Origin of the sequence: Pseudomonas sp. CYM-20-01 (assembly GCF_023169845.1) — a bacterium.
Taxonomy (GTDB): Bacteria; Pseudomonadota; Gammaproteobacteria; order Pseudomonadales; family Pseudomonadaceae; genus Aquipseudomonas; species Aquipseudomonas azotoformans.
This window is the reverse complement of the sequence record NZ_AP025169.1, coordinates 1,987,024-2,012,787: the sequence shown is the minus strand read 5'-3', so window position 1 is coordinate 2,012,787 and position 25,764 is coordinate 1,987,024. Positions and strand designations below refer to the sequence as shown.

General features: G+C 61.9%; 30 protein-coding genes. 12 read left to right on the top strand and 18 right to left on the bottom strand.

All coding sequences use genetic code 11. The features are described from left to right. Positions 1-101 precede the first annotated feature (101 nt). Positions 102-1,076, bottom strand: coding sequence for a cysteine synthase A (gene cysK / locus M2497_RS09065; protein ID WP_248486996.1), 975 nt, complete (start codon positions 1,074-1,076; stop codon positions 102-104). Between the two features lie 126 nt (positions 1,077-1,202). On the opposite strand from cysK, the gene M2497_RS09060 reads away from it, so the two are divergent. The 3 genes from M2497_RS09060 to M2497_RS09050 all read left to right on the top strand — a co-directional run bounded on the left by M2497_RS09060 (position 1,203) and on the right by M2497_RS09050 (position 4,402). Beyond that, positions 1,203-2,279 (top strand): DUF748 domain-containing protein, encoded by a 1,077-nt coding sequence (locus tag M2497_RS09060; protein ID WP_248486995.1) that lies wholly within the window; start codon positions 1,203-1,205, stop codon positions 2,277-2,279. A gap of 99 nt (positions 2,280-2,378) precedes the next feature. Then, positions 2,379-3,224, top strand: coding sequence for a MoxR family ATPase (locus tag M2497_RS09055; protein WP_248486994.1), 846 nt, complete (start codon positions 2,379-2,381; stop codon positions 3,222-3,224). Next, positions 3,224-4,402, top strand: a complete 1,179-nt coding sequence (locus tag M2497_RS09050; protein ID WP_248486993.1) for a VWA domain-containing protein — start codon at positions 3,224-3,226, stop codon at positions 4,400-4,402. The genes M2497_RS09055 and M2497_RS09050 overlap by 1 nt, the downstream gene beginning before the upstream one ends. Before the next feature lie 42 nt (positions 4,403-4,444). Here M2497_RS09050 and M2497_RS09045 read toward each other — a convergent pair whose 3' ends face one another. The 4 genes from M2497_RS09045 to M2497_RS09030 form a co-directional block, all read right to left on the bottom strand. Continuing rightward, positions 4,445-5,023, bottom strand: coding sequence for a hypothetical protein (locus tag M2497_RS09045; RefSeq protein WP_248486992.1), 579 nt, complete (start codon positions 5,021-5,023; stop codon positions 4,445-4,447). An 83-nt stretch (positions 5,024-5,106) separates the two neighbouring features. Continuing rightward, on the bottom strand, positions 5,107-6,015 hold the full coding sequence (locus M2497_RS09040) for a biotin-dependent carboxyltransferase family protein (protein ID WP_248486989.1): 909 nt from the start codon (positions 6,013-6,015) through the stop codon (positions 5,107-5,109). After that, a complete protein-coding gene (gene pxpB, locus M2497_RS09035; RefSeq protein WP_248486987.1) occupies positions 6,012-6,716 on the bottom strand; it encodes a 5-oxoprolinase subunit PxpB in 705 nt (234 codons plus the stop codon). Before pxpB ends, M2497_RS09040 begins: the two co-directional genes overlap by 4 nt. Next, the gene (locus M2497_RS09030) at positions 6,713-7,453 is read right to left on the bottom strand and encodes a 5-oxoprolinase subunit PxpA (RefSeq protein WP_248486985.1); all 741 of its coding nucleotides are present in this window, start codon (positions 7,451-7,453) and stop codon (positions 6,713-6,715) included. Before M2497_RS09030 ends, pxpB begins: the two co-directional genes overlap by 4 nt. A gap of 176 nt (positions 7,454-7,629) precedes the next feature. Here M2497_RS09030 and M2497_RS09025 point away from each other — a divergent pair, with 176 nt between their 5' ends. Beyond that, positions 7,630-8,550: a LysR family transcriptional regulator gene (locus M2497_RS09025; protein WP_248486983.1), complete on the top strand. Its 921-nt coding sequence runs from the start codon at positions 7,630-7,632 to the stop codon at positions 8,548-8,550. A gap of 109 nt (positions 8,551-8,659) precedes the next feature. On the opposite strand, the gene M2497_RS09020 is transcribed toward M2497_RS09025, so the two are convergent. The 3 genes from M2497_RS09020 to M2497_RS09010 are packed head-to-tail and all read right to left on the bottom strand — an operon-like array spanning position 8,660 to position 10,557. Continuing rightward, a complete protein-coding gene (locus M2497_RS09020) occupies positions 8,660-9,202 on the bottom strand; it encodes a DUF2937 family protein (RefSeq protein ID WP_248486981.1) in 543 nt (180 codons plus the stop codon). Between the two features lie 11 nt (positions 9,203-9,213). Continuing rightward, positions 9,214-9,990 (bottom strand): class II glutamine amidotransferase, encoded by a 777-nt coding sequence (locus M2497_RS09015; RefSeq protein WP_058425088.1) that lies wholly within the window; start codon positions 9,988-9,990, stop codon positions 9,214-9,216. 30 nt (positions 9,991-10,020) lie between these two features. Beyond that, a complete protein-coding gene (locus M2497_RS09010) occupies positions 10,021-10,557 on the bottom strand; it encodes an MFS transporter (RefSeq protein ID WP_248488185.1) in 537 nt (178 codons plus the stop codon). 25 nt (positions 10,558-10,582) lie between these two features. On the opposite strand from M2497_RS09010, the gene M2497_RS09005 reads away from it, so the two are divergent. Next, positions 10,583-12,625 (top strand): S9 family peptidase, encoded by a 2,043-nt coding sequence (locus M2497_RS09005; protein WP_248486979.1) that lies wholly within the window; start codon positions 10,583-10,585, stop codon positions 12,623-12,625. A 68-nt stretch (positions 12,626-12,693) separates the two neighbouring features. Then, positions 12,694-13,167 carry a cyclic nucleotide-binding domain-containing protein gene (locus tag M2497_RS09000; protein WP_248486978.1) on the top strand — a complete coding sequence of 158 codons (474 nt, stop codon included), beginning with the start codon at positions 12,694-12,696 and terminating at the stop codon, positions 13,165-13,167. Here the strand turns inward: M2497_RS09000 and M2497_RS08995 are convergent. Further along, on the bottom strand, positions 13,164-13,442 hold the full coding sequence (locus tag M2497_RS08995; protein WP_058425091.1) for a hypothetical protein: 279 nt from the start codon (positions 13,440-13,442) through the stop codon (positions 13,164-13,166). The two genes, M2497_RS09000 and M2497_RS08995, sit on opposite strands and share 4 nt — an antisense overlap. Positions 13,443-13,520: 78 nt before the next feature. Between M2497_RS08995 and M2497_RS08990 the strand changes: the two genes are divergently transcribed. Further along, positions 13,521-14,201 (top strand): hypothetical protein, encoded by a 681-nt coding sequence (locus tag M2497_RS08990; RefSeq protein WP_248486977.1) that lies wholly within the window; start codon positions 13,521-13,523, stop codon positions 14,199-14,201. Between the two features lie 4 nt (positions 14,202-14,205). Here M2497_RS08990 and M2497_RS08985 read toward each other — a convergent pair whose 3' ends face one another. After that, a complete protein-coding gene (locus tag M2497_RS08985) occupies positions 14,206-15,126 on the bottom strand; it encodes a ParB/Srx family N-terminal domain-containing protein (protein WP_248486976.1) in 921 nt (306 codons plus the stop codon). 98 nt (positions 15,127-15,224) lie between these two features. Here M2497_RS08985 and M2497_RS08980 point away from each other — a divergent pair, with 98 nt between their 5' ends. The 3 genes from M2497_RS08980 to M2497_RS08970 all read left to right on the top strand — a co-directional run bounded on the left by M2497_RS08980 (position 15,225) and on the right by M2497_RS08970 (position 16,656). Further along, the gene (locus M2497_RS08980) at positions 15,225-15,599 is read left to right on the top strand and encodes a YajD family HNH nuclease (protein ID WP_025858458.1); all 375 of its coding nucleotides are present in this window, start codon (positions 15,225-15,227) and stop codon (positions 15,597-15,599) included. 170 nt (positions 15,600-15,769) lie between these two features. Next, the gene (locus M2497_RS08975) at positions 15,770-16,237 is read left to right on the top strand and encodes an RNA methyltransferase (RefSeq protein ID WP_003189607.1); all 468 of its coding nucleotides are present in this window, start codon (positions 15,770-15,772) and stop codon (positions 16,235-16,237) included. A 68-nt stretch (positions 16,238-16,305) separates the two neighbouring features. After that, positions 16,306-16,656, top strand: a complete 351-nt coding sequence (locus M2497_RS08970; protein ID WP_071488982.1) for a DUF2892 domain-containing protein — start codon at positions 16,306-16,308, stop codon at positions 16,654-16,656. Here M2497_RS08970 and M2497_RS08965 read toward each other — a convergent pair. Then, on the bottom strand, positions 16,653-17,873 hold the full coding sequence (locus M2497_RS08965) for a hypothetical protein (RefSeq protein WP_248486975.1): 1,221 nt from the start codon (positions 17,871-17,873) through the stop codon (positions 16,653-16,655). The genes M2497_RS08970 and M2497_RS08965 overlap by 4 nt on opposite strands. 13 nt (positions 17,874-17,886) lie before the next feature. Then, entirely contained in the window at positions 17,887-18,336 is a 450-nt protein-coding gene (locus tag M2497_RS08960; protein ID WP_003172524.1) for a YcgN family cysteine cluster protein, read from the bottom strand. A 154-nt stretch (positions 18,337-18,490) separates the two neighbouring features. Here M2497_RS08960 and M2497_RS08955 point away from each other — a divergent pair, with 154 nt between their 5' ends. Beyond that, positions 18,491-19,075 (top strand): nitroreductase family protein, encoded by a 585-nt coding sequence (locus tag M2497_RS08955; RefSeq protein WP_058425096.1) that lies wholly within the window; start codon positions 18,491-18,493, stop codon positions 19,073-19,075. 35 nt (positions 19,076-19,110) lie between these two features. On the opposite strand, the gene M2497_RS08950 is transcribed toward M2497_RS08955, so the two are convergent. The 5 genes from M2497_RS08950 to M2497_RS08930 form a co-directional block, all read right to left on the bottom strand. After that, positions 19,111-20,043 (bottom strand): D-2-hydroxyacid dehydrogenase, encoded by a 933-nt coding sequence (locus tag M2497_RS08950; protein ID WP_248486974.1) that lies wholly within the window; start codon positions 20,041-20,043, stop codon positions 19,111-19,113. Between the two features lie 107 nt (positions 20,044-20,150). After that, positions 20,151-20,444, bottom strand: coding sequence for a YcgL domain-containing protein (locus tag M2497_RS08945; protein ID WP_248486973.1), 294 nt, complete (start codon positions 20,442-20,444; stop codon positions 20,151-20,153). Continuing rightward, positions 20,441-21,574 carry a ribonuclease D gene (gene rnd / locus M2497_RS08940; RefSeq protein ID WP_248486971.1) on the bottom strand — a complete coding sequence of 378 codons (1,134 nt, stop codon included), beginning with the start codon at positions 21,572-21,574 and terminating at the stop codon, positions 20,441-20,443. Before rnd ends, M2497_RS08945 begins: the two co-directional genes overlap by 4 nt. Before the next feature lie 122 nt (positions 21,575-21,696). Beyond that, on the bottom strand, positions 21,697-22,296 hold the full coding sequence (locus M2497_RS08935) for a class I SAM-dependent methyltransferase (protein ID WP_248486968.1): 600 nt from the start codon (positions 22,294-22,296) through the stop codon (positions 21,697-21,699). 101 nt (positions 22,297-22,397) lie between these two features. Next, positions 22,398-23,768 (bottom strand): glutamine synthetase family protein, encoded by a 1,371-nt coding sequence (locus tag M2497_RS08930; protein ID WP_248486966.1) that lies wholly within the window; start codon positions 23,766-23,768, stop codon positions 22,398-22,400. Between the two features lie 345 nt (positions 23,769-24,113). Between M2497_RS08930 and M2497_RS08925 the strand changes: the two genes are divergently transcribed. Next, on the top strand, positions 24,114-24,884 hold the full coding sequence (locus M2497_RS08925; RefSeq protein WP_248486964.1) for a transporter substrate-binding domain-containing protein: 771 nt from the start codon (positions 24,114-24,116) through the stop codon (positions 24,882-24,884). Here the strand turns inward: M2497_RS08925 and cynR are convergent. Then, entirely contained in the window at positions 24,859-25,725 is an 867-nt protein-coding gene (gene cynR, locus M2497_RS08920) for a transcriptional regulator CynR (protein ID WP_248486962.1), read from the bottom strand. The two genes, M2497_RS08925 and cynR, sit on opposite strands and share 26 nt — an antisense overlap. Between the last annotated feature and the right edge of the window lie 39 nt (positions 25,726-25,764).

The window sequence follows — 25,764 nt, the reverse complement described above, 5'->3', positions numbered from 1 at the left end:
TCCTGGAAATAAGCGCCTGGCCAACAGCAGACGTAGCAGCCGGCCATGATAAACACTTGGGCCAGTATGCAGAAGGCCCAAGGTATTGGCGCTGACATACATCAAGCCTGGTTTTCCTGCTCGGTAAACAAATCGCTGAACAGCATGCTCGACAGGTAGCGCTCACCGGAGTCCGGCAAAATCACCACGATGGTCTTGCCCTGCATTTCCGGTTTCTCGGCCAGGCGCACGGCCACGGCCATCGCCGCGCCGCAGGAAATACCGCACAGTATCCCCTCTTCTTGCATCAGGCGAAGGGCCATGGCCTTGGATTCGTCGTCGGTCACCAGTTCCACGCGGTCGACCATCGCCAGGTCGAGGTTCTTCGGCACGAAACCGGCGCCAATGCCCTGGATCTTGTGCGGGCTGGGCTTGATCTCTTCACCGGCCAGGGCCTGTGTGATCACCGGCGACACGATCGGCTCGACGGCCACCGACAGGATCGGCTTGCCCGCAATGTTCTTGATATAGCGCGACACGCCGGTGATGGTGCCACCGGTGCCCACGCCCGCCACCAGCACGTCCACCGCGCCATCGGTGTCATTCCAGATTTCCGGACCGGTGGTTTTCTCGTGGATGGCCGGGTTGGCCGGGTTTTCGAACTGGGCTGGCATGAAGTAAGTGGCCGGATCGCTGGCGACGATTTCGCCGGCTTTTTCGATAGCGCCCTTCATGCCCTTGGCCGGTTCAGTCAGCACCAACTCAGCGCCGAGGGCCTTGAGTACCTTGCGCCGCTCGATGCTCATGGACGCCGGCATGGTCAGCAGCAGCTTGTAGCCACGGGCAGCGGCGACAAACGCCAGGCCAATCCCAGTGTTGCCCGAAGTCGGTTCCACAATGGTCATGCCCGGCTTGAGTTTGCCGGTGCTTTCCGCGTCCCAGATCATGTTGGCGCCAATGCGGCACTTCACCGAGTAGCCCGGGTTACGCCCTTCGATCTTGGCCAGGATGGTCACGCCACGCGGCGCGATCCGGTTGATCTGCACCAGGGGCGTATTACCGATGGAGTGCGCGTTGTCTGCAAAGATGCGGCTCATGACGGGTCCTATTGGCGGTATTCAGGAAGGCAACAAGGGTATGCCTCGTGCCGCCAAGCGTCCAGTCGGAGGAACGTTGCGCCCATCGCAACAGTCCACTCCCCATACGGACAGAGGACCCTCCCCATGAAACGTCGCTACAGCTGGCCACTATGGACCGTTGCCGGATTGCTGGTGGTACTGGTCGCCCTGAGCATTGCCCTGCCCTATCTGGTGCGCAACTACCTGAATAACAAGCTCGCCGACATGGGCGACTACCGTGGCCAGGTCACCGACGTCGACCTGGCCCTGTGGCGCGGCGCCTACAGGATCAACGGCCTGCAGATCATCAAGGTCGACGGCAAGGTGCCGGTACCGTTCGTCAAGGCGCCGCTGATCGACCTGGCGGTGAGCTGGCACTCGCTGTGGTACGACCATGCGGTGGTGGCCAAGGTGCTGTTTATCAACCCCGAGGTGAATTTCGTTGACGGCGGCGCCAACAAGCAGGCGTCCCAGACCGGTAAAGGCACCGACTGGCGCGAACAGTTGAGCAAGCTGGCGCCCATCACCCTCGATGAAGTGCGCATCGAAGACGGCAAGATTGCCTTCCACAACTTCAGCTCCAAACCACCGGTCAATCTCAATGCAACGTCGGTCAACGCCAGCTTCTATAACCTGACCAACGTGGTCGACGTCAAGGGCAAGCGCGATGCCCGCTTCGACGGCAAGGCCCTGCTCCAGGGCCAGGCGCCGCTGGAAGCCAGCGCCACTTTCGACCCGCTGAGCAACTTTGAAAACTTCGAATTCCGCTTCCGCGCCAAGGACCTGCAGCTCAAGCGCATGAATGACTTCGCCTCGGCCTATGGCAAGTTCGACTTCAAGGCCGGCACCGGTGATGTGGTGATCGAAGCCCAGGCGGATAACGGCCAGTTGACCGGCTATATCAAGCCGCTGCTGCGCGATGTCGAAGTGTTCGACTGGCAGCAGGACGTGGAAAACAAAGACAAGAACATCTTCCGCTCGATCTGGGAAGCTGTGGTCGGCGCCAGCGAAACCGTGCTGAAAAACCAGCACAAAAACCAGTTTGCCACCCGTGTCGAACTCAGTGGCAGCGTGCACCAGCAGAATGTCAGCGCGTTCTCGGCGTTTTTGGCGATTTTGCGCAATGGGTTTATCCAGGCGTTCAATGCGCGGTATGAACAGCCCAAACCTTCGGCGGATTGAATGTGACCGGTCATTCAGAGACTGAATATTCCACCTGCGTTCACAGTCGCCGGGGCTGCGCGGTATAGTCCCGGCATTGATGAATGCGAGGAAGCACCGATGAAGTTCGAAGGCACCCAGGCCTATGTGGCTACCGATGACCTGAAACTGGCCGTCAACGCCGCCATCACCCTGGAACGGCCGCTGCTGGTCAAGGGCGAACCGGGCACCGGCAAGACCATGCTCGCCGAGCAACTGGCCGAGTCCTTCGGTGCCAGGCTGATTACCTGGCACATCAAGTCCACCACCAAGGCCCATCAGGGCCTGTACGAGTACGACGCGGTAAGCCGTCTGCGCGACTCGCAACTGGGTGTGGACAAGGTGCACGACGTGCGCAACTACCTGAAGAAGGGCAAGCTCTGGGAAGCGTTCGAGTCGGAAGACCGGGTAATCCTGCTGATCGACGAAATCGACAAGGCCGATATCGAGTTCCCCAACGACCTGCTGCAAGAACTCGACAAGATGGAGTTCTACGTCTACGAAATCGACGAGACCATCAAGGCCAAGAAACGCCCGATCATCATCATTACCTCTAACAACGAAAAAGAGCTGCCGGACGCATTCCTGCGCCGCTGCTTCTTCCACTACATCGCCTTCCCCGACCGCGCCACCCTGCAAAAGATCGTGGATGTGCACTACCCCGACATCAAGAAAGACCTGGTCAGCGAAGCGTTGGACGTGTTCTTCGACGTGCGCAAAGTGCCCGGCCTGAAGAAAAAACCGTCCACCTCCGAACTGGTCGACTGGCTCAAGCTGCTGATGGCCGACAACATCGGCGAAGCGGTGCTGCGCGAGCGCGACCCGACCAAGGCCATCCCGCCGCTGGCCGGTGCGTTGGTGAAGAACGAGCAAGACGTGCAGTTGCTGGAACGTCTGGCGTTCATGAGCCGTCGCGGTAATCGCTGATGTTGCTCAACCTGTTCAACGAGATGCGCGCGGCCAAGGTGCCGGTGTCGGTGCGCGAGCTGCTTGACCTTATCAATGCGCTGAAGCAGCGCGTGACCTTTGCCGACATGGACGAGTTCTACTACCTGGCCCGGGCGATCCTGGTCAAGGATGAACGGCATTTCGACAAGTTCGACCGGGCCTTCGGTGCCTATTTCAACGGCCTGGAAAAGCTCGACGACCACCTGCAGGCGTTGATCCCCGAAGAGTGGCTGCGCAAGGAGTTCGAACGCTCGCTGACCGATGAGGAACGTGCTCAGATCCAGTCCCTGGGTGGCCTCGACAAGCTGATCGAGGAATTCAAGAAGCGCCTGGAAGAACAGAAAGAACGCCACGCCGGCGGCAACAAGTGGATCGGCACCGGTGGCACCAGCCCGTTTGGCTCCGGCGGCTATAACCCGGAAGGCATTCGTGTCGGTGATGCCGGCAAGCGCCAGGGCAAGGCTGTAAAAGTGTGGGACCAGCGCGAGTACAAGAACCTCGACGATCAGGTGGAACTGGGCACGCGCAACATCAAGGTCGCCCTGCGCCGCCTGCGCAAATTTGCACGCCAGGGCGCGGCGGAAGAGTTGGACATCTACGGCACCATCGACCACACCGCCCGCGACGCCGGTTTGCTGAATATCCAGATGCGCCCGGAGCGGCGCAACACCATCAAGCTGCTATTGCTGTTCGATATCGGCGGCTCGATGGACGCCCATGTGAAGATCTGCGAAGAACTGTTCTCCGCGTGCAAGACCGAGTTCAAGCACCTGGAGTACTTCTACTTTCACAACTTCGTGTACGAATCGGTGTGGAAGAACAACCAGCGCCGCACCTCGGAACGCACCTCGACCCAGGATTTGCTGCACAAATACGGCGCCGATTACAAAGTGATCTTTATCGGCGATGCGTCGATGGCACCGTACGAGATCACCCAGGCCGGCGGCAGCGTCGAGCACTGGAACGAGGAGCCTGGGTATGTGTGGATGCAGCGCTTCATGGCCAAGTACAAGAAGCTGATCTGGATCAACCCGTATCCCAAGGACACCTGGGGCTATACGGCGTCGACGGGAATTGTGCGGGAGTTGGTGGAGGATCAGATGTATCCGCTGACATTGCGCGGGCTTGAGGAAGGGATGCGGTTTCTGTCGAAGTAGCCTGAAAACCTGTAGTCGCGGGCAACGACTACAGGACTGTCATCAGCCGTGCTGGGCGTCGGTCCAACCAAACTTCAGGAACAGCGCGGCAAACTGTTTGACCAGTTCAGAGTCCTTCTTGTCGACCTTACGATCATTGTTGACATCCTGATTGATCGAAACCCCACCAAGGCCGTTCCCATCGGCATAGACCGCCGCCGTGTAGGCGATACTTTCATCGGTGGGTACACCGTCACCTTGATGAAAATGCAGGCGCACCGTGTCAGGCACGCCGTTGCCATCAAAGTCCCGGGCAAACACTTTCAAGTATTTATCAAAGGGTTCGTCAAGGCTGAACCAATTGAACTCAAGAAACAGCTGGGCCAACTCAATGGCCTGTGCACGGTCAACCGCATCGACGATGCCATCCTGGTTCACATCATCGGCAATTACCCAATCCAGCTTCCCGTCATCGGTGATATCGAAGGTTGTGGCCTGGTGGACAAGCGTCGGTGTTCGGGTATCGTCGTGAAACTCAAGCGTGACCACGTCGGGCACATCGTTATCGAGTATGTCCTGTGCGTAGATCTTCATGTAGCGCATGGTGATTCCTGATTGCGAATGAACGACCAAGACTTCCATGCGCGTCCTTGCGGACCAATACGACAGAGGACTCAAACACCGTAGGAGATATCTCGTATTGTGATTGCGTACTGCCTCCGTACTTAAATGAAGCGACGCAAAAAGTCGACGTGCTGGCGGTGCGCGGTCTCTTGCACCACCGGCGACAACCTGACCATTTCCCCCGGCAGACACTGCGCCAGCCGCGCCAGTGACAACGGCGTCAGTGCCCCGAGGCGTGGATAGCCGCCGATGGTCTGCCGATCATTGAGCAACACAATCGGCTGTCCATCCGGCGGCACCTGGATCGCGCCCAGGGGAATGCCTTCGGAAATCAGCGACGGCCCCTGGTACTGCAAAGGTGTACCCAACAAACGCATGCCCATGCGGTCGGCGCGGCTGTCCAGGGACCAATCGCTGTTGAAGGCATCGAACAGGCTTTGGCCGCTGAACTGGCCGATCTGGGCGCCGAGGATGACATCCAGTGATGCACCGGTTGGCAATTGGGGTTCACTCAGTACCTTCATGGCCCCGCCCGCCCCCGAATAAACGAGGCGCCCGCCTTCGGCCAACGCCCTGCCAAAACCGTCCACCCCGCCCAATTCCTCACGTACAACCGTGGCGCAACTGCCGAGCACATCCGGCGCGTCAAAGCCGCCCGGTGCCGCAAGGTAGGCCCGCGCACCGCTGAACGGCTGGGTGAAACGCAAGCGCTGGCCCTTTTGCAGGATAAAACTGCGGCCGGGGCTGATTGCACGTTCGTCGATATACGCGCCCAGGTCCGCACCGGCCAGGGCCAGCAAGCAATAGTCCTCGGCCTGCACGGTGAAACCGCCCAGGGTGATTTCCACCACCGGCGCGTCCAGTGCATTGCCCAGCAGCCAGTTGGCCCAGGACATCGACACCCAATCCAGCGCCCCGCCCTGGGTCACGCCCAGGTGGCGCACGCCAAAGCGACCGGCGTCCTGCAACAGGCACAGCGGCGTGCTGGCCTCGATCAATAAGCGACTCATGCCTGCGCCTCCAACGGCGTGTCATCGCCACCCAGCTTGATGAATTCAGCGTGCTCGACCGCCTCGAAGCGCACCGTGTCACCGGGCTGCATCAGGCTGTAGCCGTCGCGCCCGCGGTCGAAGAGCCTGGCCGGCGTGCGGCCGATCAGGTTCCAGCCGCCCGGCGACACCACCGGGTAGGCGGCGGTTTGTCGTTCGGCGATGCCGACGCTGCCGGCCGCCACGCGCTTGCGTGGGGTACTCAGACGCGGCGTGGCAAGAACTTCATCCACCAGGCCCATAAAGGCAAAACCGGGCGCGAAACCGAGGGCGAATACCTGGTATTCGTGGGCGCTGTGGCGGCGAATCACTTCGTCGATCGCCAAGCCGCTGCGCTGGCTGAGCAAGCTCAATTCCGGGCCGACGCTCAGGTCGTACCAAACAGGCAGCACATGGCACTGGCCGCCGCCCTGGGTCTGTGGCTGCAGCTCGGTGAGGGCCTGGTCGATCAGCTCCCGCGCCTGGGCCGGGTCCACTGCGTTGAGGTCGTAATGCACCATCAACGTGGTGTAAGACGGCACCAGGTCCACCAGTGCCGCGCCAAACCCGCTGCGCAGGCGCTGGGTAGCGGCGAGCATCCACGGCATGTTGGTCTCGGCGATAGCATCAAACAGACGCACCATCAGGCAGTCGATGGCGACCACTTCAATCCGTGGCTTCATGCTGGCTTCAATGCCTCGCGGATGCGCTGCACGGCCGCGACCGAGCTCGCGTTGTCGCCGTGCACGCACAGGGTATTGGCTTGCAGGAGCAGCGGGCTGCCGTCGCTGGCAATCAGCGCCTCACCACGGGCAAGGGTCAGGGCCTGCTGCACGATGGTGTCGGAATCATGGTGCACGGCGCCCGGCAACTGCCGCGACACCAGGTGCCCTTTGTTGTCATAGGCGCGGTCGGCGAAGGCTTCGAACCACAGGGTGACACCGTATTCGGCGCCCAAGGCCTGGGCCGCGCTGTTGTCACGGGTGGCGAGCAGCATCAGCGGCAGTTCCCCGTAGGCCGCCACAGCCTGGATCACCGCGCGCAATTGCACAGGGTTGGCCATCATGTCGTTGTACATCGCGCCGTGGGGTTTGACGTAGCTGACCCGCCCGCCTTGGGCGCGGCAGATGCCATCGAGCGCACCGATCTGGTAGTGCAGCAGGTCCTGGATTTCCTGCGGTGTGTAAGTCATGGAGCGGCGGCCGAAGCCTTGCAGGTCCTGGTAAGCCGGGTGCGCGCCGACTTGCACGCCATGCTTGAGCGCCAGGCTGACGGTCTTGCGCATGATGCTCGGGTCACCGGCATGGAAACCGCAGGCCACATTGGCGCAATCGATGAACGGCATGACTTCGGCATCCAGACCCATGGTCCAGTTGCCAAAGCTTTCGCCGATGTCGCAATTGAGTAGAAGACGGCTCACGGACTGTCGCTCCTGTAGGCTTTGTTTTTTTGTAGTGTGGGATTTTTTACGCAGAACTCGCAACTTGTCCTGACACCCCAACGGCGCTTATCGTGGAATGGCTCGATTTTTGGCGCTGGCCCGGTGCCGCGTCCAACTAATAAAAACCGATCCATGCATAAGAAAAAGTTGATCCCATGAATTTGAAGTTCCTCGAAACCTTCGTCTGGGTGGCCAAACTCAAGAGTTTTCGCCTGACCGCCGAGAAGCTGTTCACCACCCAGGCCTCGATCTCCAGCCGCATCGCGGTGCTGGAAAGCGAGTTGGGGGTGAAGTTGTTTCTGCGAGATTCGCGTGGCGTGAGCCTGACCCCGGAAGGCTTGAAGGTGCTGGATTACGCCGAGCAGATGATGGTGACCATGCAGGGCCTGAAGCAGTCCCTGGAGACCACCAGCAGCAAGGTCGGGCGCATCCGAATCGGCGCCATGGACACGGTGATCCACACGTGGCTCAGCCCCTTGGTGGCGGAATTGATGGACCACTTCCCCCTCGTGGAAATCGAATTGGTCGCCGATACTGCACTGAACCTCAGCGATCAGCTGCAAAAAGGTTTCCTCGACCTGATCCTGCAAACCGACCTGCTGCGCCTCGAAACCGTGCGCAGCCTGGAACTGGCCAGCCACCCCATGGCCTGGATCGTCGCCAGCCAGTCGATCTACAACCGCGACTACTCCTCCCTCGCCGAACTGGCCCGGGAGCGCATCATCACCTACTCGAAAAACTCCCATCCGCACCAGGACGTTATCAGCCTGATGCAAGCCAACGGCGTGGCCGCGCCACGCATGAACTGCGTGAACTCGGTGTCGGCGATAACCCGCCTGTTACGCGACGGGTTCGGCATCGGCGCGTTGCCGCCGGTATTGGTCAGCGAAGAACTGGCGCGCGGGGAGTTGGTGATGTTGCCGATGGCGCAGAAACTGCCGAATCTGCAGGTGGTGGTGTCGTGGCGCGTGGGGGTGGAGTTGGTGGAGGAAATTGTGGGGTTGTGTCAGAAAGTCGTTGCCCGCTATGCCGGGGAAGTCGGTGAAGACAGAATGTTACTGACGAAACCCGGTTAAAACTGTGGGAGCTGGCTTGCCTGCGATAGCGGTGTATCAGTCACTGATGCATTAACTGATAAATAGCTATCGCAGGCAAGCCAGCTCCCACAGTTGACCGCGTCAGTCTTTAGAGGCCTTTCAGGTCACGCTCTTCGATCGGCCGGCTCTGGCGCAGGCGCTTGCCGCCCAGCACCACCCAGTCGATCAGGCGGAATAGGCATTCCAGGCCAAACGACAGCAGCATCGCCCCGCCCAGCCCCCAGCCCATGGCTTCAGGCGTCAGCAGGATCTGGTAGCTGTAGCCGCTCCAGGTTTCCAAGCGGATATCCGGGTCAGCCGCCACCGCTACTTGCAGGGCGCGGATGTACCACGGGCCTTGCATGGCCTGGAATTGCTTGTCCAACGCCACCTGGCGATCAAGCATGGCGCCCAGGCTGTTGGCATCGCTCTGGAACACCGGGTCATCACTGGCGCGGTAATGCGCCACCAACGCTTTCAAATCGCCGTTGAAGAACTGGCGTGCGGTGTTTTCAAACCCGCTGAGGCCGGTCTGGGCCTCGATCAGGTGCGCTTCGACACGCTTGGCATAGTCATTGATAAACCCCGGCACCTGCACGCCGACCAGCAGGCCAATCGCAAACAGCACCAACCGCAGATAACTGAGCAACATGGGCGATATCCTTACTCGGTGATACCCTGGCTGACGCATTCACCGCGTCGCCACAGGCTCCATTGGCCCGGTTCGTAGCGGGTCCAGTTTTCATTGTCGGTCAACGGCTCGGTGGCGATCACCGTCACCACGTCATTGGGGGTGGTTTCGGCCTGAAAATCGACGATCACGTCGACATCTTTCAGGCGAGCCGGGCCGAACGGTGCGCGGCGGGTGATCTGCGCCAATTTGGTCGAGCAATAGCAGAACAGCCAGTCGCCATCGCTAAGCAGGCAGTTGAACACACCTTTGCTGCGGTATTCGGTACAGGCGGCGATCAGGTCCGGCAGCACCTTTTCAAGGTCCACCGGTTCAGGGAAGGCTTCGCGCACGCGATTGAGCAGGTCGCAAAAGGCCGCTTCGCTGTCGGTGTCGCCCACCGGCCGGTAGAACGTGGCGCGGGGGTTGAAATCCGCCAACTGGCCGTTGTGGGCGAAGCACCAGTTGCGGCCCCACAGTTCGCGCACGAACGGGTGGGTATTGGCCAGGCTGACCTTGCCGACATTGGCCTGGCGGATATGGCCGATGACCACTTCGCTTTTGATGGGATAACGCTGCACCAGCAGCGCGACTTCCGACTCACTGCTGGCGGCCGGGTCCTGGAACAAACGCAGGCCACGGCCTTCGTAGAACGCGATGCCCCAACCGTCACGGTGGGGGCCGGTGCGCCCACCGCGCTGCATCAGCCCGGTAAAGCTGAACACGATGTCGGTGGGGACGTTGGCACTCATGCCCAATAATTCACACATGCCAGGGCTCTCGCAGCAGGGCGGACGACGTTAAAGGCGCGGTTCGACGCGCATACCGCTCACGGGGGCAGGACGGCGGAAGGGTACGTCGTCTTCATCTTGATCCGGCTCGGCGGCCAGGGCCGCATCGGCGGCGGCCTTGCGCTCGCGGCGGGCCTTGGCGGCGCGCTCGATCGGCCAGCGGATCAGCACAAACACGAGGTACACGCCAAAGGCGATCATGCTGTACATGAACAGATCGGAAATGGCCCGCCAGGCGTTGTTGCCGACCTTGAGCACCAGATCGAGGGCGGTGATGGCCACCGCCGGCGCGAACTGGGTCTTGACCGGATCGACGATGGTCGGGCTCAACAGCAGCACCGCCATCAGCAATTGCAGCGGCTCGCGAAGCCAGCGCCAGATCCAGCGGGTCATGCGCCACCACACCAGCAGGCAGCCCAAAGCGGCGAAGGCGTAAAGGCCCCAAGCGGTCAGATAGTCGTTCTCGGTCATGGTGTCCATGGCAAGGTTGGCAAACAGGCGGCTATGATAACGGCTTTTGCGTGTCGCGGCTGCAATGCCTGCCACCGTCTGCCAGATAGAGATCAATCCTATGCCTGTATCGACTGCTCCGATTGCCCGCAAGGCCCAAGGCCCCGATCCGTATGCCTGGCTGCAAGAGCGCGACAGCGCCGAGGTGCTCGATTACCTCAAGGCCGAAAATGCCTGGCAGGAAGCGCAACTCGCCGACCAGAAGGCGCTGCGCGACAGCCTGTTCGAAGAGATCAAGGGCCGCATTCTCGAAACCGACCTGTCCCTGCCCTCGCCGTGGGGGCCGTACTTGTATTACACGCGCACCACCGCCGGTGACGAGTACGCCCGCCATTACCGCTGCCGCCGCCCGGCCGATGACAGCAACCAGGTGGACGACAGCAGCGAAGAACTGTTGCTGGACCCCAACGTGCTGGCCAATGGCGGTTTCTTCTCCCTCGGCGCGTTCAGCATCAGCCCCGACCACCAGCGCCTGGCCTACAGCCTCGATACCAGTGGCGAAGAGATCTACACCCTGTACGTGAAGGAATTGGCCACCGGCAAGGTCAGCGAACTGGCGTTTGAAGACTGCGACGGCAGCATGACCTGGGCCAATGACAGCCTGACGCTGTTCTTCGGCGAACTGGACGACACGCACCGCCCGCACAAGTTGTATCGCTATCGCCTGGATGGCACGGCGGCGCAGGAAGTGTTCCACGAGCCCGATGGCCGTTTCTTCCTGCATTGCTACCGCTCCAGCTCCGAGCGCCAGTTGCTGCTGTCGCTGGGCAGCAAGACCACCAGCGAAGTCTGGGCGCTGGATGCCGAACAGCCGCACCTGGATTTCACCTGCCTGGCGCCACGGGTCGAGGACCATGAATACGATGTCGATCACGGTCAGCTGAATGGCGCGTGGACCTGGTTTATCCGCAGCAACCGCGATGGCATCAACTACGCGCTGTTCGTGGCCACCGACATTGGCGATGTGCCGACCGAAGGCGAATGGCAGACCCTGATCCCCCACAACGACGAAGTGATGCTCGACGGCATCAGCCTCAACACCAGCGCCATGACCCTGAGCCTGCGCATCGGCGGCCTGCCGGTGATCGAGGTGCACCCGGAAGGCCTGCCGGTGTATCGCGTGGAATTGCCCGACGCCGCCTACAGCCTCTACGTACAAAACAGCCTGGAATTTGCCAGCAATAGGATCCGCCTGCGCTACGAAGCCCTGAACCGCCCGGCCCAGGTGCGCCAACTGGAACTGGCCAGCGGCACGCAACAGGTGCTCAAGGAAACTCCGGTGCTCGGCGTGTTCAATGCCGACGACTACGTGAGCCAGCGCCTGTGGGCCACCTCGGCGGACGGCACCCAGGTGCCGATCAGCCTGGTGGTCAAGCGCGACCAGCTCGGCAAGCCGACACCGCTGTACCTGTACGGCTACGGCGCCTACGGTTCGAGCCTCGACCCCTGGTTCTCCCACGCCCGCCTGAGCCTGCTGGACCGGGGCGTGGCGTTTGCCATTGCGCATGTGCGCGGCGGCGGCGAGCTGGGTGAGGCCTGGTATCGCAACGGCAAGCAGGAGCACAAGCAGAACACCTTCAGCGACTTTATCGCCTGTGCCGAACACTTGATCGCCGAGGGCCTGACGACGTCCAGGCAACTGGTGATCAGCGGCGGCAGCGCCGGCGGCCTGTTGATCGGTGCGGTGCTCAACCAGCGCCCGGCGCTGTTCCAGGCGGCGATTGCCGAAGTGCCGTTCGTCGACGTGCTCAACACCATGCTCGACCCCGAGCTGCCATTGACCATCACCGAGTATGACGAGTGGGGCAACCCGCAAGAACCCGAAGTGTACGAGCGCATCAAGGCCTATGCGCCGTACGAAAACGTCAGCGCCCAGGCCCACCCGCACCTGCTGGTGATTGCCGGCTACAACGACAGCCGCGTGCAGTATTGGGAAGCGGCCAAATGGGTGGCCAAGTTGCGCGACACCAAGACCGACGACAACCTGCTGTTGCTCAAGACCGAACTGGGCGCCGGCCACGGTGGTATGAGCGGTCGTTACCAGGGATTACGTGACGTAGCGCTCGAATATGGATTTGTGTTCAAGGCGCTGGGGCTGGTTTAAGGAACTTAGCCGGGCGGTCCTGTCTGAACACAGGACCGCCTACTGATTGATGGATCAAGATTGCAGCCATGGCACTACCGACCTTAATGAATACCGAAATCCGCGACATGCTCATGGATTGCGGCCTGTTCGACCCGCTGTTGCCGGAAGATTTTCACGTCGCCGCCGGTTACTTCAACATCAGCAGCATTGCCTGTGACGAGGTGATTTTCCTCGAAGGCGACGCCGGCACCTTCATGTGCATCCTCCACAATGGCCAGGTGGCGGTGCAGAAAACCAATCATGACGGCCAGCGCCTGACTATCGCCACCCTGCGCAGTGGCCGGGCCTTTGGCGAAATGGCGGTGCTCGACGGCGAGCGGCGTTCCGCCAGCTGCGTGGCGGCCAGTGACTGCGTACTGCTGAACCTGGGCCGGGATTCCCTGGAAAAGATGCTCAACGAAGCGCCCAGGATCGCCGCCAAGATCATCCGCGCGATTGCCATCGCCTTGTCCAAGCGCCTGCGCATGGCCGACGGGCAGTTACTGTCCCAGCAGTTCTAACCGCCCGGCGACTTCGGCTTGCTGTCGTTCTGCAGCAAGCCAGGCACCGTCTGATCCTTCGGCGGCGTCGGCAGCACGATGGGCACCAACGGTGGCGAGCCGTTGGTCTTGGGCACCGCCGGCGGGGTGACTTGCGGGTACAACGTCGGCGTCGGGGTGCCCGGCGCGCCTGGCGTCGGGGCGGGCGCGACCGGTACGGTTTGCAACTCCTGAGCCTGCGCCGCACCCAATGCGAGCGCGCTCAACACAATGACCGTTAGAATGCTGCACTTCATCGATGGCTCCATGGCCTGACCGGAATGTCACAAGGCTACTCCCAACCGCGCAAGAATGCCCTTCCCAATGAGATTTCCATGAAACGTTTCGTTCTGCTGGACACCACCCCGATCCCCGACAATGGCGGTGCCTTGTGCCTGTTCGAATACGGTGAAGATTTTGTCATCAAGATCCAGGGCGGTGACGGCGGCCAATTGATGAACACGCGCATGCACGGTTCCGAAGATGCGCTGGCGGAAATTCCCTGCCGCAAAGTTGCCGGGCGTCCGGATTCGCGGGTGCTGATCGGTGGCCTGGGCATGGGGTTCACCCTGGCTTCGGCGCTCAAACACCTGGGCAAGACCGCCGAGGTGGTCGTGGCAGAACTGGTGCCGGGGGTCGTGGAATGGAACCGTGGGCCGCTGGGAGAAAAATCCGGCCGGCCGCTGCTGGACCCACGCACGGTGATCCGCCTGGAGGATGTCGCCAAGGTGCTGCAGGCCGAGCCCCAGGGTTTTGACGCGATCATGCTGGACGTGGACAACGGCCCCGAAGGCCTTACGCAAAAGGCCAACAGCTGGCTTTACTCCGCCGGTGGCCTGGCCGCCTGCGCCAAGGCCCTGCGCCCCAAGGGCGTGCTGGCCGTGTGGTCGGCCAGCGCGGACAAGCTGTTCAGCGACAAACTGCGCAAGGCCGGTTTCAAGGCCGAGGAAGTGCAGGTGTTTGCCCATGGTAACAAGGGCACGCGGCATACCATCTGGATTGCACAGAAGGCGTGATCGGCTAGCGCAGGGAATTGCGGTAATCGATCACGTACGGCACTTTTTTGTCGAAAGTCTTTTCCAGCTCGTTACGGTCGAGCTTTGTCATGCCTCCCAGCTGATGGGCAGTAAACCCGCTATCGCCCACCTGTGAACCCGGCGCCAGGCTGACCATACGCTTGGCGACGGCTTCAATGGCGTCCTTGTAACCGCCCTTCTTGTTCAGGTTGTACTTGCCCAGGTCAATTTGAGTGCGCAGCCAATTGCCCCAGTAGAACTCCAGGAACTCCGGTGCGACCTCTCCCGCGTCCGGCTTGCCATAGGCGGCCTTGCGGGTGAAATACACCAGGCTGCGGAACGTGTCGTCCTGCAGGTTCTTGAAGCCCAGGTGTGCCGGCAACTGCTCGGGTGGCAGGGTCTGGCCCTGCTTGTCCTTGAGCCAGACCTTGCGCGCCGCTTGCATGTGCCGCCAGAAGCTCTGCATGTCCGGGCTGTTGCTGAAGTCATCGGTGACCTTGACCCACATCTTCAAGCGGGGGCCGCCGCCCGGCACCTCCCACAAGGTGGTGAAGCTGTGGTGACCGTCGGTCAGGTAGAGCTGGCCGCCGGGGCCGACCACCACGGTTTTCATTTCGTCGGGATGGGTACCGACCGGGTCCTGGCAGGTGAAGCTGGACGGCTGGTGCAGGTCCGCGCCCTTGGGCACGTTGTCAGCCTCGCCCTGGCCGTTGGTCTCGCAGTATTCATCGAAGACCTTGGCGGGTTTGTCGGCGAACAGGCCCAGGCTGTAGTAAATCTGGTCAAAGCCCACCACAGCCTGGGTCGGGTGCAGTTGTTCGAGGGCCACCTCGATCACCTGCCCGGGTTTTGGCGTGGAGAACGCTTGGGCGTGGGCAACTACCCCACACAACAACAGTGCAACAGTCCATGAATGCAGACGCATGCGTTTCAGATCCTTATGAGTAAAGTGAAGCGGTTATTTACGTCGCGAGCGGCTAGAATCAACCCTATCCGTGAACCACCAAATAGCCAGGAGCCATGATGAGCTCGACCAACCCGCCCTCCCACACCGCCAAGCTGGACCGCATCCTTGCCGATGCCCAGCGCGACCGGGAAATGGGCTACCGCGACAAAGCCTTGAAGATGTACCCCCACGTGTGCGGCCGCTGCGCCCGTGAGTTCTCCGGCAAACGCCTGAGTGAACTGACAGTACACCACCGTAACCACAATCATGATGACAATCCCCAGGACGGTTCCAACTGGGAATTGCTGTGCCTGTACTGCCACGATAACGAACACTCGCGCTACACCGACCAGCAGTACTTCGGCGAAGGCTCCACCAGCAGCCCGACAATTGCCAAGGCCACGCATAACCCGTTTGCGGCGTTGGCGGGGTTGATGAAGAAAGACGACTGATCGTCCATTGTTGTTAGCACCGGCCTCATCGGGGGCAAGCCCCCTCCCACATTCTGACCTGCGTACGCAGGCCTGGTGTGGGAGGGGGCTTGCCCCCGATGGCGATCGTCCAAGCAACACATCCCCCCAAGGCCGTATAATCGCCGTTTTTCTCCAAGGCACCCTTCCCCGTGGGCAATAAACGCTACAGCTGCATCGGTCTGTATAACCCCAAATCCCCCGAAAACGTCGGTTCGGTCATGCGCGCCGCCGGTTGCTACGGCGTGGCCTCGGTGTTCTACACCGGCGTGCGCTACGAGCGCGCCCGGGACTTCATCACCGACACCAAGAAGGTCCACCACGACATTCCGCTGATCGGCATCGATGACCTGAAAAAAATCCTGCCCCTGGGTTGCATCCCCGTCGCCGTGGAGCTGGTGGAAGGCGCCCGCCCGCTGCCTGAGTACACCCACCCCGACCGTGCGCTGTACATTTTCGGCCCCGAAGACGGTTCGCTGGATAAAGAGATCCGCGACTGGTGCGAAGACGTGGTCTACATCCCGACCACTGGTTGCATGAACCTTGCAGCCACCGTCAACGTGGTGCTCTACGACCGCCTGGCCAAGGGCAACAACACCCGTTCGGGTCCCAAGTACTGATATTTCGGGAACATCCGGCGTCTGCGGGCAGTCAGCTACTTATCAATAGCCCTTGTTGGAGACAGATCATGAGCGACAGCAAAACCTTGCGACCTATCATCGAACACACCCCCTTCGAGACTCAGCCAAGGCAGAACGTGCACGGTTGGGAGCGCATCGGCTCGGTGGCGGGTGGCGTGATGATGGTCGGCAAAGGCCTGCGCCGAGGCGGGATTTTCGGTTTGATCCAGGTGGCGATCGGCGGTGTGGCGCTGGCCCGTGGCTTTACCGGGCACAGCTCGCTCAAGGACAAGCTGGAACAGGGCCGCCAGGAAATGAACACGGTACGTACGAAAATCGAGCGGGCCGGCGCGGAGCTAAAGAACTTGAAGACCAAGGCTGAAGTGGCGGCCGAGAAGGCCACCAAAACCAGCGTCTAACGTAGCAGCTTACTGTCCAGCACCACCGACGACTCGCCGATGATGCTTTCAGCCAACTGCACAAACTCCGCCGTGGTGATGCGGCTGGCCCGCATCACCGCTTGCGTCAGGTCATCCAGCGACCGCTTGTTATGAGTCTTCACGCGGATCTCGCGATCCAGTTCCTGCAGCAGCACCACCGCCCGTGACACTGTCGCGCCGCTGACGTGCTCGCCACGCAGGCTGGTCACGTCCTTGCCTTCCTTCGCCAAGCGCGCCTGTATCGCCTGGTAACGCTCATCGGTGATGCCGCCGGCGCGGCGCAGCAGCTCGATGGCGTAATACTCGCCCAAGCCCTCGCTGATCCAATCACTGGTGTCGTGATCGTTGAAACGCCCTACCGCCTGCACCACTTCACGAATCAGCGGGCTGCCGCCGTTTTCGCTGACCAGCGGCGTGCGGCTGTTGAGGTAGATCGAGTCATGCGCCGAAAACGCACCACGACGCATCGGGTCGCTGGCGCCGACCACCAGCAGCTTGGCCGGGTGACGCGGGAACGCCGTTTCCACCTGCGGCCAGACGAAGGTCAGCAACGTCAGCACATCCATACGGCGCATGGCCTGGCCCTTGGGCGAAGCCACGGTGACTTCGGTTTCGCCCAGGCGCACCCGGCGGCTGCCGAGGTTGCCGGCGAGCATCCAGCCGGTGGGCCGGTCGAACAGGCGGGACACGTTGTCGATGCGAAACTTGTTCTTGCCGATGCGCGGCCAGGCGGTTTCGACGCTTTTCCAGCCGGCCGGCAGTTCGAACACCAGGCGCGAGACCAACTCGACGCCGTCCTGCTGGTCGAGCCGCGCCGTCGGCACTAGGTCTTCGCCGCGAAACAGCGCCCAGCCGGGTGTCATCCGCGCTTCATAGATACCCGGTTTGCGCGCGTGGGTGAGGCGTACGCGGTAGGTCAGGCTGGCCTTGTCGGCGCTGGGTTGCCACAGCCCACGGTGCTCCTTGACGCTCCACTGGCCGTCGGCCTTGAAGTCGCTGTAGTCACCGTCGCGGCCCAGGTCGAAGTTCAGGCTGCGCACCGCCGAGCCCTGGGACAGGCTCAGGCGTACCTCGGCCTGATCGCTCTGGGGCAGCAGTTTGACGTGATAATCCAGGTCGACTTTCTTCGCGCACCACCCAGGCTGACTCAGTGCCAACAACACCAGGCTTGCCGCCAGCTTGGTTCCGACCCTCATACACACTCCCCTTTCAGCCCGCGCGGAAAATCAGGTAATCCTCCCAGTCGTCCTCGGGCACACTGCCTTCGCTGAGCATGCGCCCGGACTGGGAAATGCGTTCATGATGCACGGCATCGCGGTCGCCGCAGACCAGGTGGTGCCACAACGGCAGGTCCTTGCGCTCGCTGACCAGGCGATAGCCGCAGGTGGGCGGCAGCCATTTGAACTGGTCGGCCTGGCCCGGGGTGAGCTGGATGCAATCGGGCACCGACGCACGGCGGTTGGGGTAGTCGGTGCACTGGCAGGTCTTGAGGTCGAGCAGTTTGCAGGCGATACGCGTGTAATAGACGCTGTTGTCGTCTTCATCTTCAAGCTTTTGCAAGCAGCACAGGCCGCAGCCGTCGCACAACGACTCCCATTCCTCCTGGTCGAGGTGTTCGAGGGTTTTGCGTATCCAGAAAGGTTCGACTTTGGCGGCCATGGCTCTACATCAGTATCGGTAGGTGAAAAGGCCGCCAGTCTAGTGCCCACGGCTGCGGGATCCAAGCGCTTACGACTGGCGGTGTCACAACACTTGTCAGTCTAGTGACTGCACAGTAGCTTTGAGGGCCGAATTGACGATCAGGAACTGCTCCATGACACGTGTTGCCGACTATCCGATCCACACCCAGTTCACCGACCGCTGGTCGCCTCGCGCCTTCACCGGCGAGAGCATCTCCAAGGAAACCCTGCTGAGTTTCTTCGAAGCCGCACGCTGGGCACCCTCGGCCTACAACTCGCAACCCTGGCGCTTTCTCTACGCACGCCGCGACACGCCGGACTGGGAGCGCTTCCTGGGTTTGCTGAATGAATTCAACCGTGGCTGGGCACAACATGCGTCGGCCCTGGTGATCATCGCCTCGAAAACCGACTTCACCGCCCCCGGCGCCACGGAAGAAACCCCGGCGCTGTGGCACACCTTCGATACCGGCTCCGCCTGGGGCCACCTGGCGCTGCAAGCCAGCCTCAGCGGTTGGCACACCCACGGCATGGCCGGCTTCGATCAAGAACTGACCCGCAAAGAGCTGAAGATCCCGGAAGGTTATGCGCTGCATGCCGCCGTGGCGGTCGGCAAGCTGGGGGACAAATCGAGCCTGCCGGAGTACCTGCAAGGCCGTGAAGCACCGAGCCCGCGCAAGCCACTGAGCGAGCTGGTGTCGGAAGGTGACTTCAGCCTGTAATGCCAAGAGGAGCCGGCATGCCGGCTCCTCTGCTGTCAGTAACCGCGCTCGAAATCCACGTTCCCGCGCAAGTCTTGCCCGGCCTGATACGCCCGCAGGTTTTGCACAAACAACTCCACCATCAATGCCGGCGAAGTCGGCGCGGAGCTGTGCCCGGTCAGCAGCAACCCCCAAGCTGTCCAGAACGGATGACGTTGCGGCAGCGGCTCCTGGCGGCACACGTCGATCACCGCACCGGCCAGGTGCCCTTCTTTCAGCGCTTCGACCAGGTCGGCATCCACCACCGCCACGCCGCGCCCGACGTTGATGAACAGCCCGGTTGGCTTGAATTGCTTGAACAGCCCCGCGTCGTAGAGATCGTGGGTACTCGGCGTGTTGGGCAGCAGGTTGATCACGTAGTCCACCTCGCCCACCAGCCGGCCCAACTGGTCGAGCCCGGCCACTTCGATAAACGGCGCCTGCTCGCGTGCGGAACTGGCGATGCCGTACAGCTTCACGCCAAACGGCACGAGAAACTCAGCAACACTCTGGCCAATATCGCCGGTGCCGACGATCAACGCCTTGCGTCCCGCCAGGCTCTGGCCCATGCGATTGTCCCATTTACGCTCGACCTGGCTGACCAGGCGGGCCAGCACTTCACGCTCGTGGCCGAGCATGTAGGTGAGCACGAATTCAGCCATGACCTGGCCAAAAATACCCACGGCACGGGTCAATCGATAATCACGCGGCAGGCCCTCGGCGAGCAACGGGGTGATACCTGCCCAGGTCGATTGCAGCCATTGCGGGTGGTGACCCTGGCGCAACAATGTGGCCAACAGGTCCGGCTGGCCCAGCCATACCGGGCAATCGGCGGCCAGGCGCGACAGTTCGGCCGAGTCGCCGCTGGTCAGCACTTCAAGGTCCGGTGCCGCTTCGCCGAGCAATTGGGCGTAGAGCGGGTGATCCTGTTCAGCAATCAGAACGCGCATGCATAAAACCTTTCAAAAACACTACGGACGGCCGCCCGCATCCTTACGGCCACCGCCCACTTATACGATTCCATTGAAGCGAGTGCCCCGGATGGGGCACCGGTCGATCACATCGGGTCGTTGCGGCGCAACAGCTCTTCGGGCAAGTGTTCGATGTACTCGTCCTCGGCCGGCGGCATTTGCAGGTGGTAGCCCTGTTTGTCGAGGTTTTCCAGGACTTGCACGATGTCTTCCTGTTGCAGCTTGCGCTCGGGGGTCAGCACCAGGTCGAACGCGTGGGCCGGCTTGCCGAAAATCGTGATCAGCGCTTCAGGCACACGTTCAAGGGCATCGCTCTTGAGCACATAGAGGTACATACCGGCGCGTTTGGAGCTGCGGTAGATGGAGCAAATACGTTTCAAGGCTGTTCTCCGGCGGTGGCCAGGCTGTCGAGCAGCGCCTGGCCCATCAACTCGCGACGCCAGCCACGCAGCGAGTCTGGCAATTGGTAAGGCCCATCGGGGTAGCCACTCTTGACCAGGGCTTCGAGGGTTTTCTTGCGCAGCATCAGTTCCGGCGCCATGTCCAGGCGTTCGGCCTCAGCCTGGCCAAGAGCGCGCAGTTGCTTGATCAGTGCGGCGGCATCCACCGGCAAAGGCTCGGCAACGGCGGGCGGCCATTGGTCCATGGGCACGCTGCCGGCACGCTTGATCAGGTCCAGCAGGAACTGGCCGTCCTGACGCACGGTACGCGGGTGCATGTCTTCGATCTTGCCCAGGGCGGCGAGGTTGTCCGGCTGGGATTTGGCCAAGGGCCACAGCGAGTGTTCACGAATGATGCGGTTGCGCGGCAAGTCACGCACGCGGGCTTGCTGCTCGCGCCAGGCGCACAGTTCACGCAGCACGGCGAGCTGGGCACGGGACAGTTTCCACGCCAGCTTGGCGTCGCGGTACACCTCGTACGGGTCGACTTCGCGGCGCAGGTTCGCGACCAGCTCGGCACCGTCTTCCAGCACCCAGGCGTACTTGTCGTCAGACAGTTGCGGACGCAGCCGCGTATAGACCTCGGCCAAATGCACCGCGTCTTCGGCGGCGTAGCTGACCTGGGTCTCGGACAATGGCCGCTGCAGCCAGTCCGAACGGGTCTCGCCCTTGGGCAGCTCAATGTCCAGCACGGCTTGCACCAGGCGCGAGTAGCCCATGGAGAAACCGAGGTTCAGGTAAGCCGCTGCCAATTGGGTGTCAAACAACGGCGCGGGCAGGCTGCCGGTCAGGCGCAGCAACACTTCGAGGTCTTCGCTGCAGGCGTGCAGCACCTTGATCACCGCCGGGTTCTCCAGCAGCGCAGCCAAGGGTTGCCAGTTGTCGATGGTCAGGGGATCGATCAGGTAAGCGCGCACGCCATCACCGATCTGGATCAGCCCGGCAATGGGATAAAAGGTGTCGACCCGCATGAATTCGGTGTCGAGGGCGACGAATGGCAACTGCTGCCATTCGGCGCAATGCTGGCCGAGGCTATCGTTGTCGCAGATCCAGTGAATATCGATGGCCACACGGCTCTCCCTTGAAGAATGGCGCGCAGTATATATCGCGAAAGGGGCTAGCGAGCATCCGCAGTGCACAGCCGACCATGAAAACTCAGACAGGAGATGAAGAATAGTCCGACAGGCGGGAGTTATCCTCTCTTACGAAGAACGTAGACCCGCCACAGGTTGGAGCCCGGCATGAACTCGTGATGACTCAGGACCTTGAAACCAGCCTGGCGGAACTCGTCCTCAACGCTGGTACGAGAAGGCACAGAGACAATCACCGAGTCGCGGCTGACCCGATGAAACTCGCGCAGCAACGCCTGGCGCCCTTCACTGCTGGGCACATGGCGAAACAATTCCAGGCAGAAAATGCAGTCCACCGCATTCGCCGACAAGCCGATGGAAAACGCCGACCCCTGGAATGTCTTGACCCGCTTGAGCAACGCCGCCGCGTGATGGGTAAGCGCGTGGTCGAGCATGTCCTGGGAGTTGTCCGACGCCAGGATAACCCGGTTGACGTGTTCGGCCAGCACCGGCCAGAAGCGCCCCGACCCGCAGGCCAGGTCGAGGATCAGGCCCGGCTCACCCGCAACCTTCAAGGCCTGACGCACCAACCACTCACTGCGCCAGGCCGCCAGGCGCTGCGTCAGCCCGGGCGGGCGCGTGTCGCCGCAGACCCTGGCGTGCTCACGACCGCAGCGCTCGGCGTATTCAATCTCGATGGAGGAAGGCGTGTGTGGCGACATCGCGGGCTCATATGGGTGGAACGGCAGTGAACGACCTTGATTCGCAGCTTAACCAGCGCAACGTGAAAAAAAGGTCGAAACCGTGATTGCCACCCAATCGATCACGCCTGATGCAAATACCACCGCCAGTCTTGCTCCCCGACCTCGCCCATGAACTGGCGGTATTCGGCGCGTTTTACCGCCAGGTACACGCCAAGGAACTCACTGCCAAACGCTTCCCGTGCCCAACTGGAAGCCTCCAGTGCGCGCAGGGTGGTGAGCCAGTCGGTGGGCAGCAGCGTCTTGGCCTGGGCATAGCCGTTGCCTTCCACCGGGGCGCCGGGGTCACGTTGCTCACGGATGCCGCGATGGATCCCGGCCAGGATCGCGGCAGCGGCCAGGTAGGGATTGGCGTCGGCACCGCAGATACGGTGTTCGATATGCCGCGAATTGGCCGGCCCGCCCGGCACCCGCAGGCTGACGGTGCGGTTGTCCACGCCCCAGGTGGCGGCCAGTGGTGCGTAGCTGTTGGTCTGGAAACGGCGGTAGGAGTTGGCGTTGGGGCAGAACATCAGCAATGAATCGAGCAAGGTACTGAGCATGCCGCCCACTGCCTGGCGCAACAGCGGCGTGCCATCGGTGGCTTCGCTGGCGAACAGGTTATTGCCCTCGGCGTCCGCCAGGCTCACGTGCATGTGCATGCCAGTGCCGGCCAGGTCGTCGAACGGCTTGGCCATGAAGCAGGCGGTCATCCCGTGTTTATGCGCCACGCCCTTGACCAGGCGTTTGTAGCGCACCGCTTCGTCCATGGCTTGCAGGGCGTCGGTGCGGTGTTCCAGGGTGATCTCTACCTGGCCGGGCGCGTATTCGGAAATCGCCGTGCGCGCCGGGATGCCTTGCAGTTTGCAGGCACTGTAAAGGTCGGCGAGGAACGGCTCGATCTGCTCCAGCTCGCGCAGGCCATACACCTGGGTCGAGCGCGGCCGACCGCCGTCCACATCGCGTGCCGGTTGCGGGCGACCATTGCCGTCGGGCTTCTGGTCGAGCAGGTAGAACTCCAGCTCGGCCGCCATCACCGGGTAATAACCGTCAACCTTGAGCCCGTCGATCACCTTGGCCAGCAGATGCCTGGGGTCGGCCACGGTGGCGGGCAGGCCTTCGGTGGGGTGCATGCTGACTTGCACCGCCGCGGTGGGGATCAGCCGCCACGGCATGCGCTGCAGACTGCCGCTGATCGGGTAGGCCCGGCAGTCGATATCGCCCACCTCCCAGACCAGCCCGGAGTTTTCCACGTCGTCGCCGTTGATGGTCAGGCCGAGGATGGTGCTGGGCAAAGGGCGCCCGCTCTCGTACACCGCCAGCAGTTCGTCGCGGTGCAGCAACTTGCCGCGTGGCACACCGTTGTTGTCGAGGATAAACAGCTCGAACATCTCGATGTCCGGGTGTTGTTCGAGGAAAGACTGGGCTTCCTGCAGGCAGGCAAAAACACTCATGGGCATTCTCATACGTAGGGGTCAGGCAGGCGCGCAGGTGCACGCCATCGAACGGGATGGATCAACGTAGGAATGCGGTATCTGGTGGGCGGGCGTGCCGGCAGTGGAACAGGGCCCAGAACGCGAGGGCGGACGGCAGTTTCGCGGAGTGAGTGTCGGAGGAGCCGTCCATGCGGGGATCACAGTGCAAGAGATAACTACCAGCGTCACACGCCGGCACAGGGCAATTAAATTCAGGGTTGACGGAGTTTGGTTGCAACTTGGCTAAACATTCAGCGTGCCTTGCCACCCTGCCCCACGCTGGAAATAATGGCCGCCCCGACCATGCCCCAAGGACTCGACCGCATGAAAGCTCTTTTCGCCCTGTGTGTACTCGGCCTGGCCACCAGCGCCCTGGCCGACACCGCGCCCTCGCGCCTTGACCAGGTGCTCGAACGCGGCACGCTCACCGTTTGCACCACCGGTGACTACAAGCCCTACACCTCGCTGCGCGCCGACGGCACTTATGAAGGCATCGACATCGCCATGGCCGAATCCCTGGCCAAGAGCCTCAACGCCAAGATCCACTGGGTGCCTACCACCTGGAAAAGCCTGATGCCGGACTTCCTCGCCCAGCGCTGCGACATCGCCGTGGGCGGCATTTCGGTGTCCCTGGAGCGCCAGAAAAAAGCCTTCTTCAGCCAGGCCCTCGGCGTCGACGGCAAGATCCCCCTGGTGCGCTGCGCCGACGTGCAGCGTTACCAGAGTGTCGAGCAGATCAACCAGCCGAATGTGCGCGTGATCGAACCGGCGGGTGGCACCAACGAAGTGTTTGCCCGTACCCACTTGGGTCAGGCACAGATCCGTTTGCACGACAACGTGACCATCTTTGACGAACTGCTGGCCGGCAAGGCCGACGTGATGATCACCGACGCCAGCGAGGCGCGTTACCAGCAAAAGCTCAAGCCCGGGCTGTGCGCGGTCAACCCGGAACGGCAGATGCAATACAGCGAAAAAGCCTTCCTGCTGCCCCGTGATGATGTGGCGTGGAAAAGCTATGTCGACCAGTGGCTGCACCTGAGCGTGGCCACCGGGGCGTACGACAGCATCGTCAATCAGTGGCTGGCGGCGCCTTGATCAACGCGACAAAGGCCCGGCACGCGGCGCTGCGATAGGCGCCCTGGCGGCTGAGCAGTGCCACGGTGCGTTGCGGTAACGCCGGTTCGATGGCGACCGCACGCAAACCCGGCTGGGCCTGGGCAATCGCACTGGGCAGGATGGTGGCCAGGTGGGTGTTGCGCACGATTTCGATGATCGCACTGATGGAGTTGGCTTCCATCGCAATCAGCGGCTTTAACCCTTGATCGCGGCAGTAGCCATCGATGTAGCGCCGTGTCGCGAAGCCTGGGTTGAGCAGTACCATCGGCTGCTCCAGCCACCGCCGGCCGTCTAACCCCGGATGGCCAGCCGCCACCACCACGCTCAACGCTTCGGCAAACAGCCCTTCGCATTCGATATCCGGCAGATGCTCGCCAGTAAAACCGATGCCGATATCCAGCAGGTCCTCGGTCAGCGCGGCTTCCATACGGTCCTGGGTCAGCTCTTCGATGCTCAGGGTGATTCCCGGATACAGGGCGTTGAACCGCGCCAGCAACGGGCCGATCAGGTACGCGGTGAAGGTCGGCGTCATCGCTAGGCGCAGGCTGCCCCGGCTCAAGTCCTGTACGTCATGCATGGCCCGTGTTCCGGCCTGCAAGTCCTGCAAGGCCAGGCGCGCAAAGCGCACATAGGCCGCGCCCGCATCGGTGAGGCTGACGCTGCGCCCGGAGCGGTCCAGCAACGGCGCGCCGAGGGTGTCTTCCAGCTGTTTGATCTGTTGCGACAAGGTCGGCTGCGACACGTGCAGCGCCTCGGCAGCGCGGGTGAAATTGCGGTGCTCGGCGACGGCCAGCAGGTATCGGATATGGCGCAACAGCATCGGCTGCCTCCAACTATAGGCATGACTTATAGAAACCAT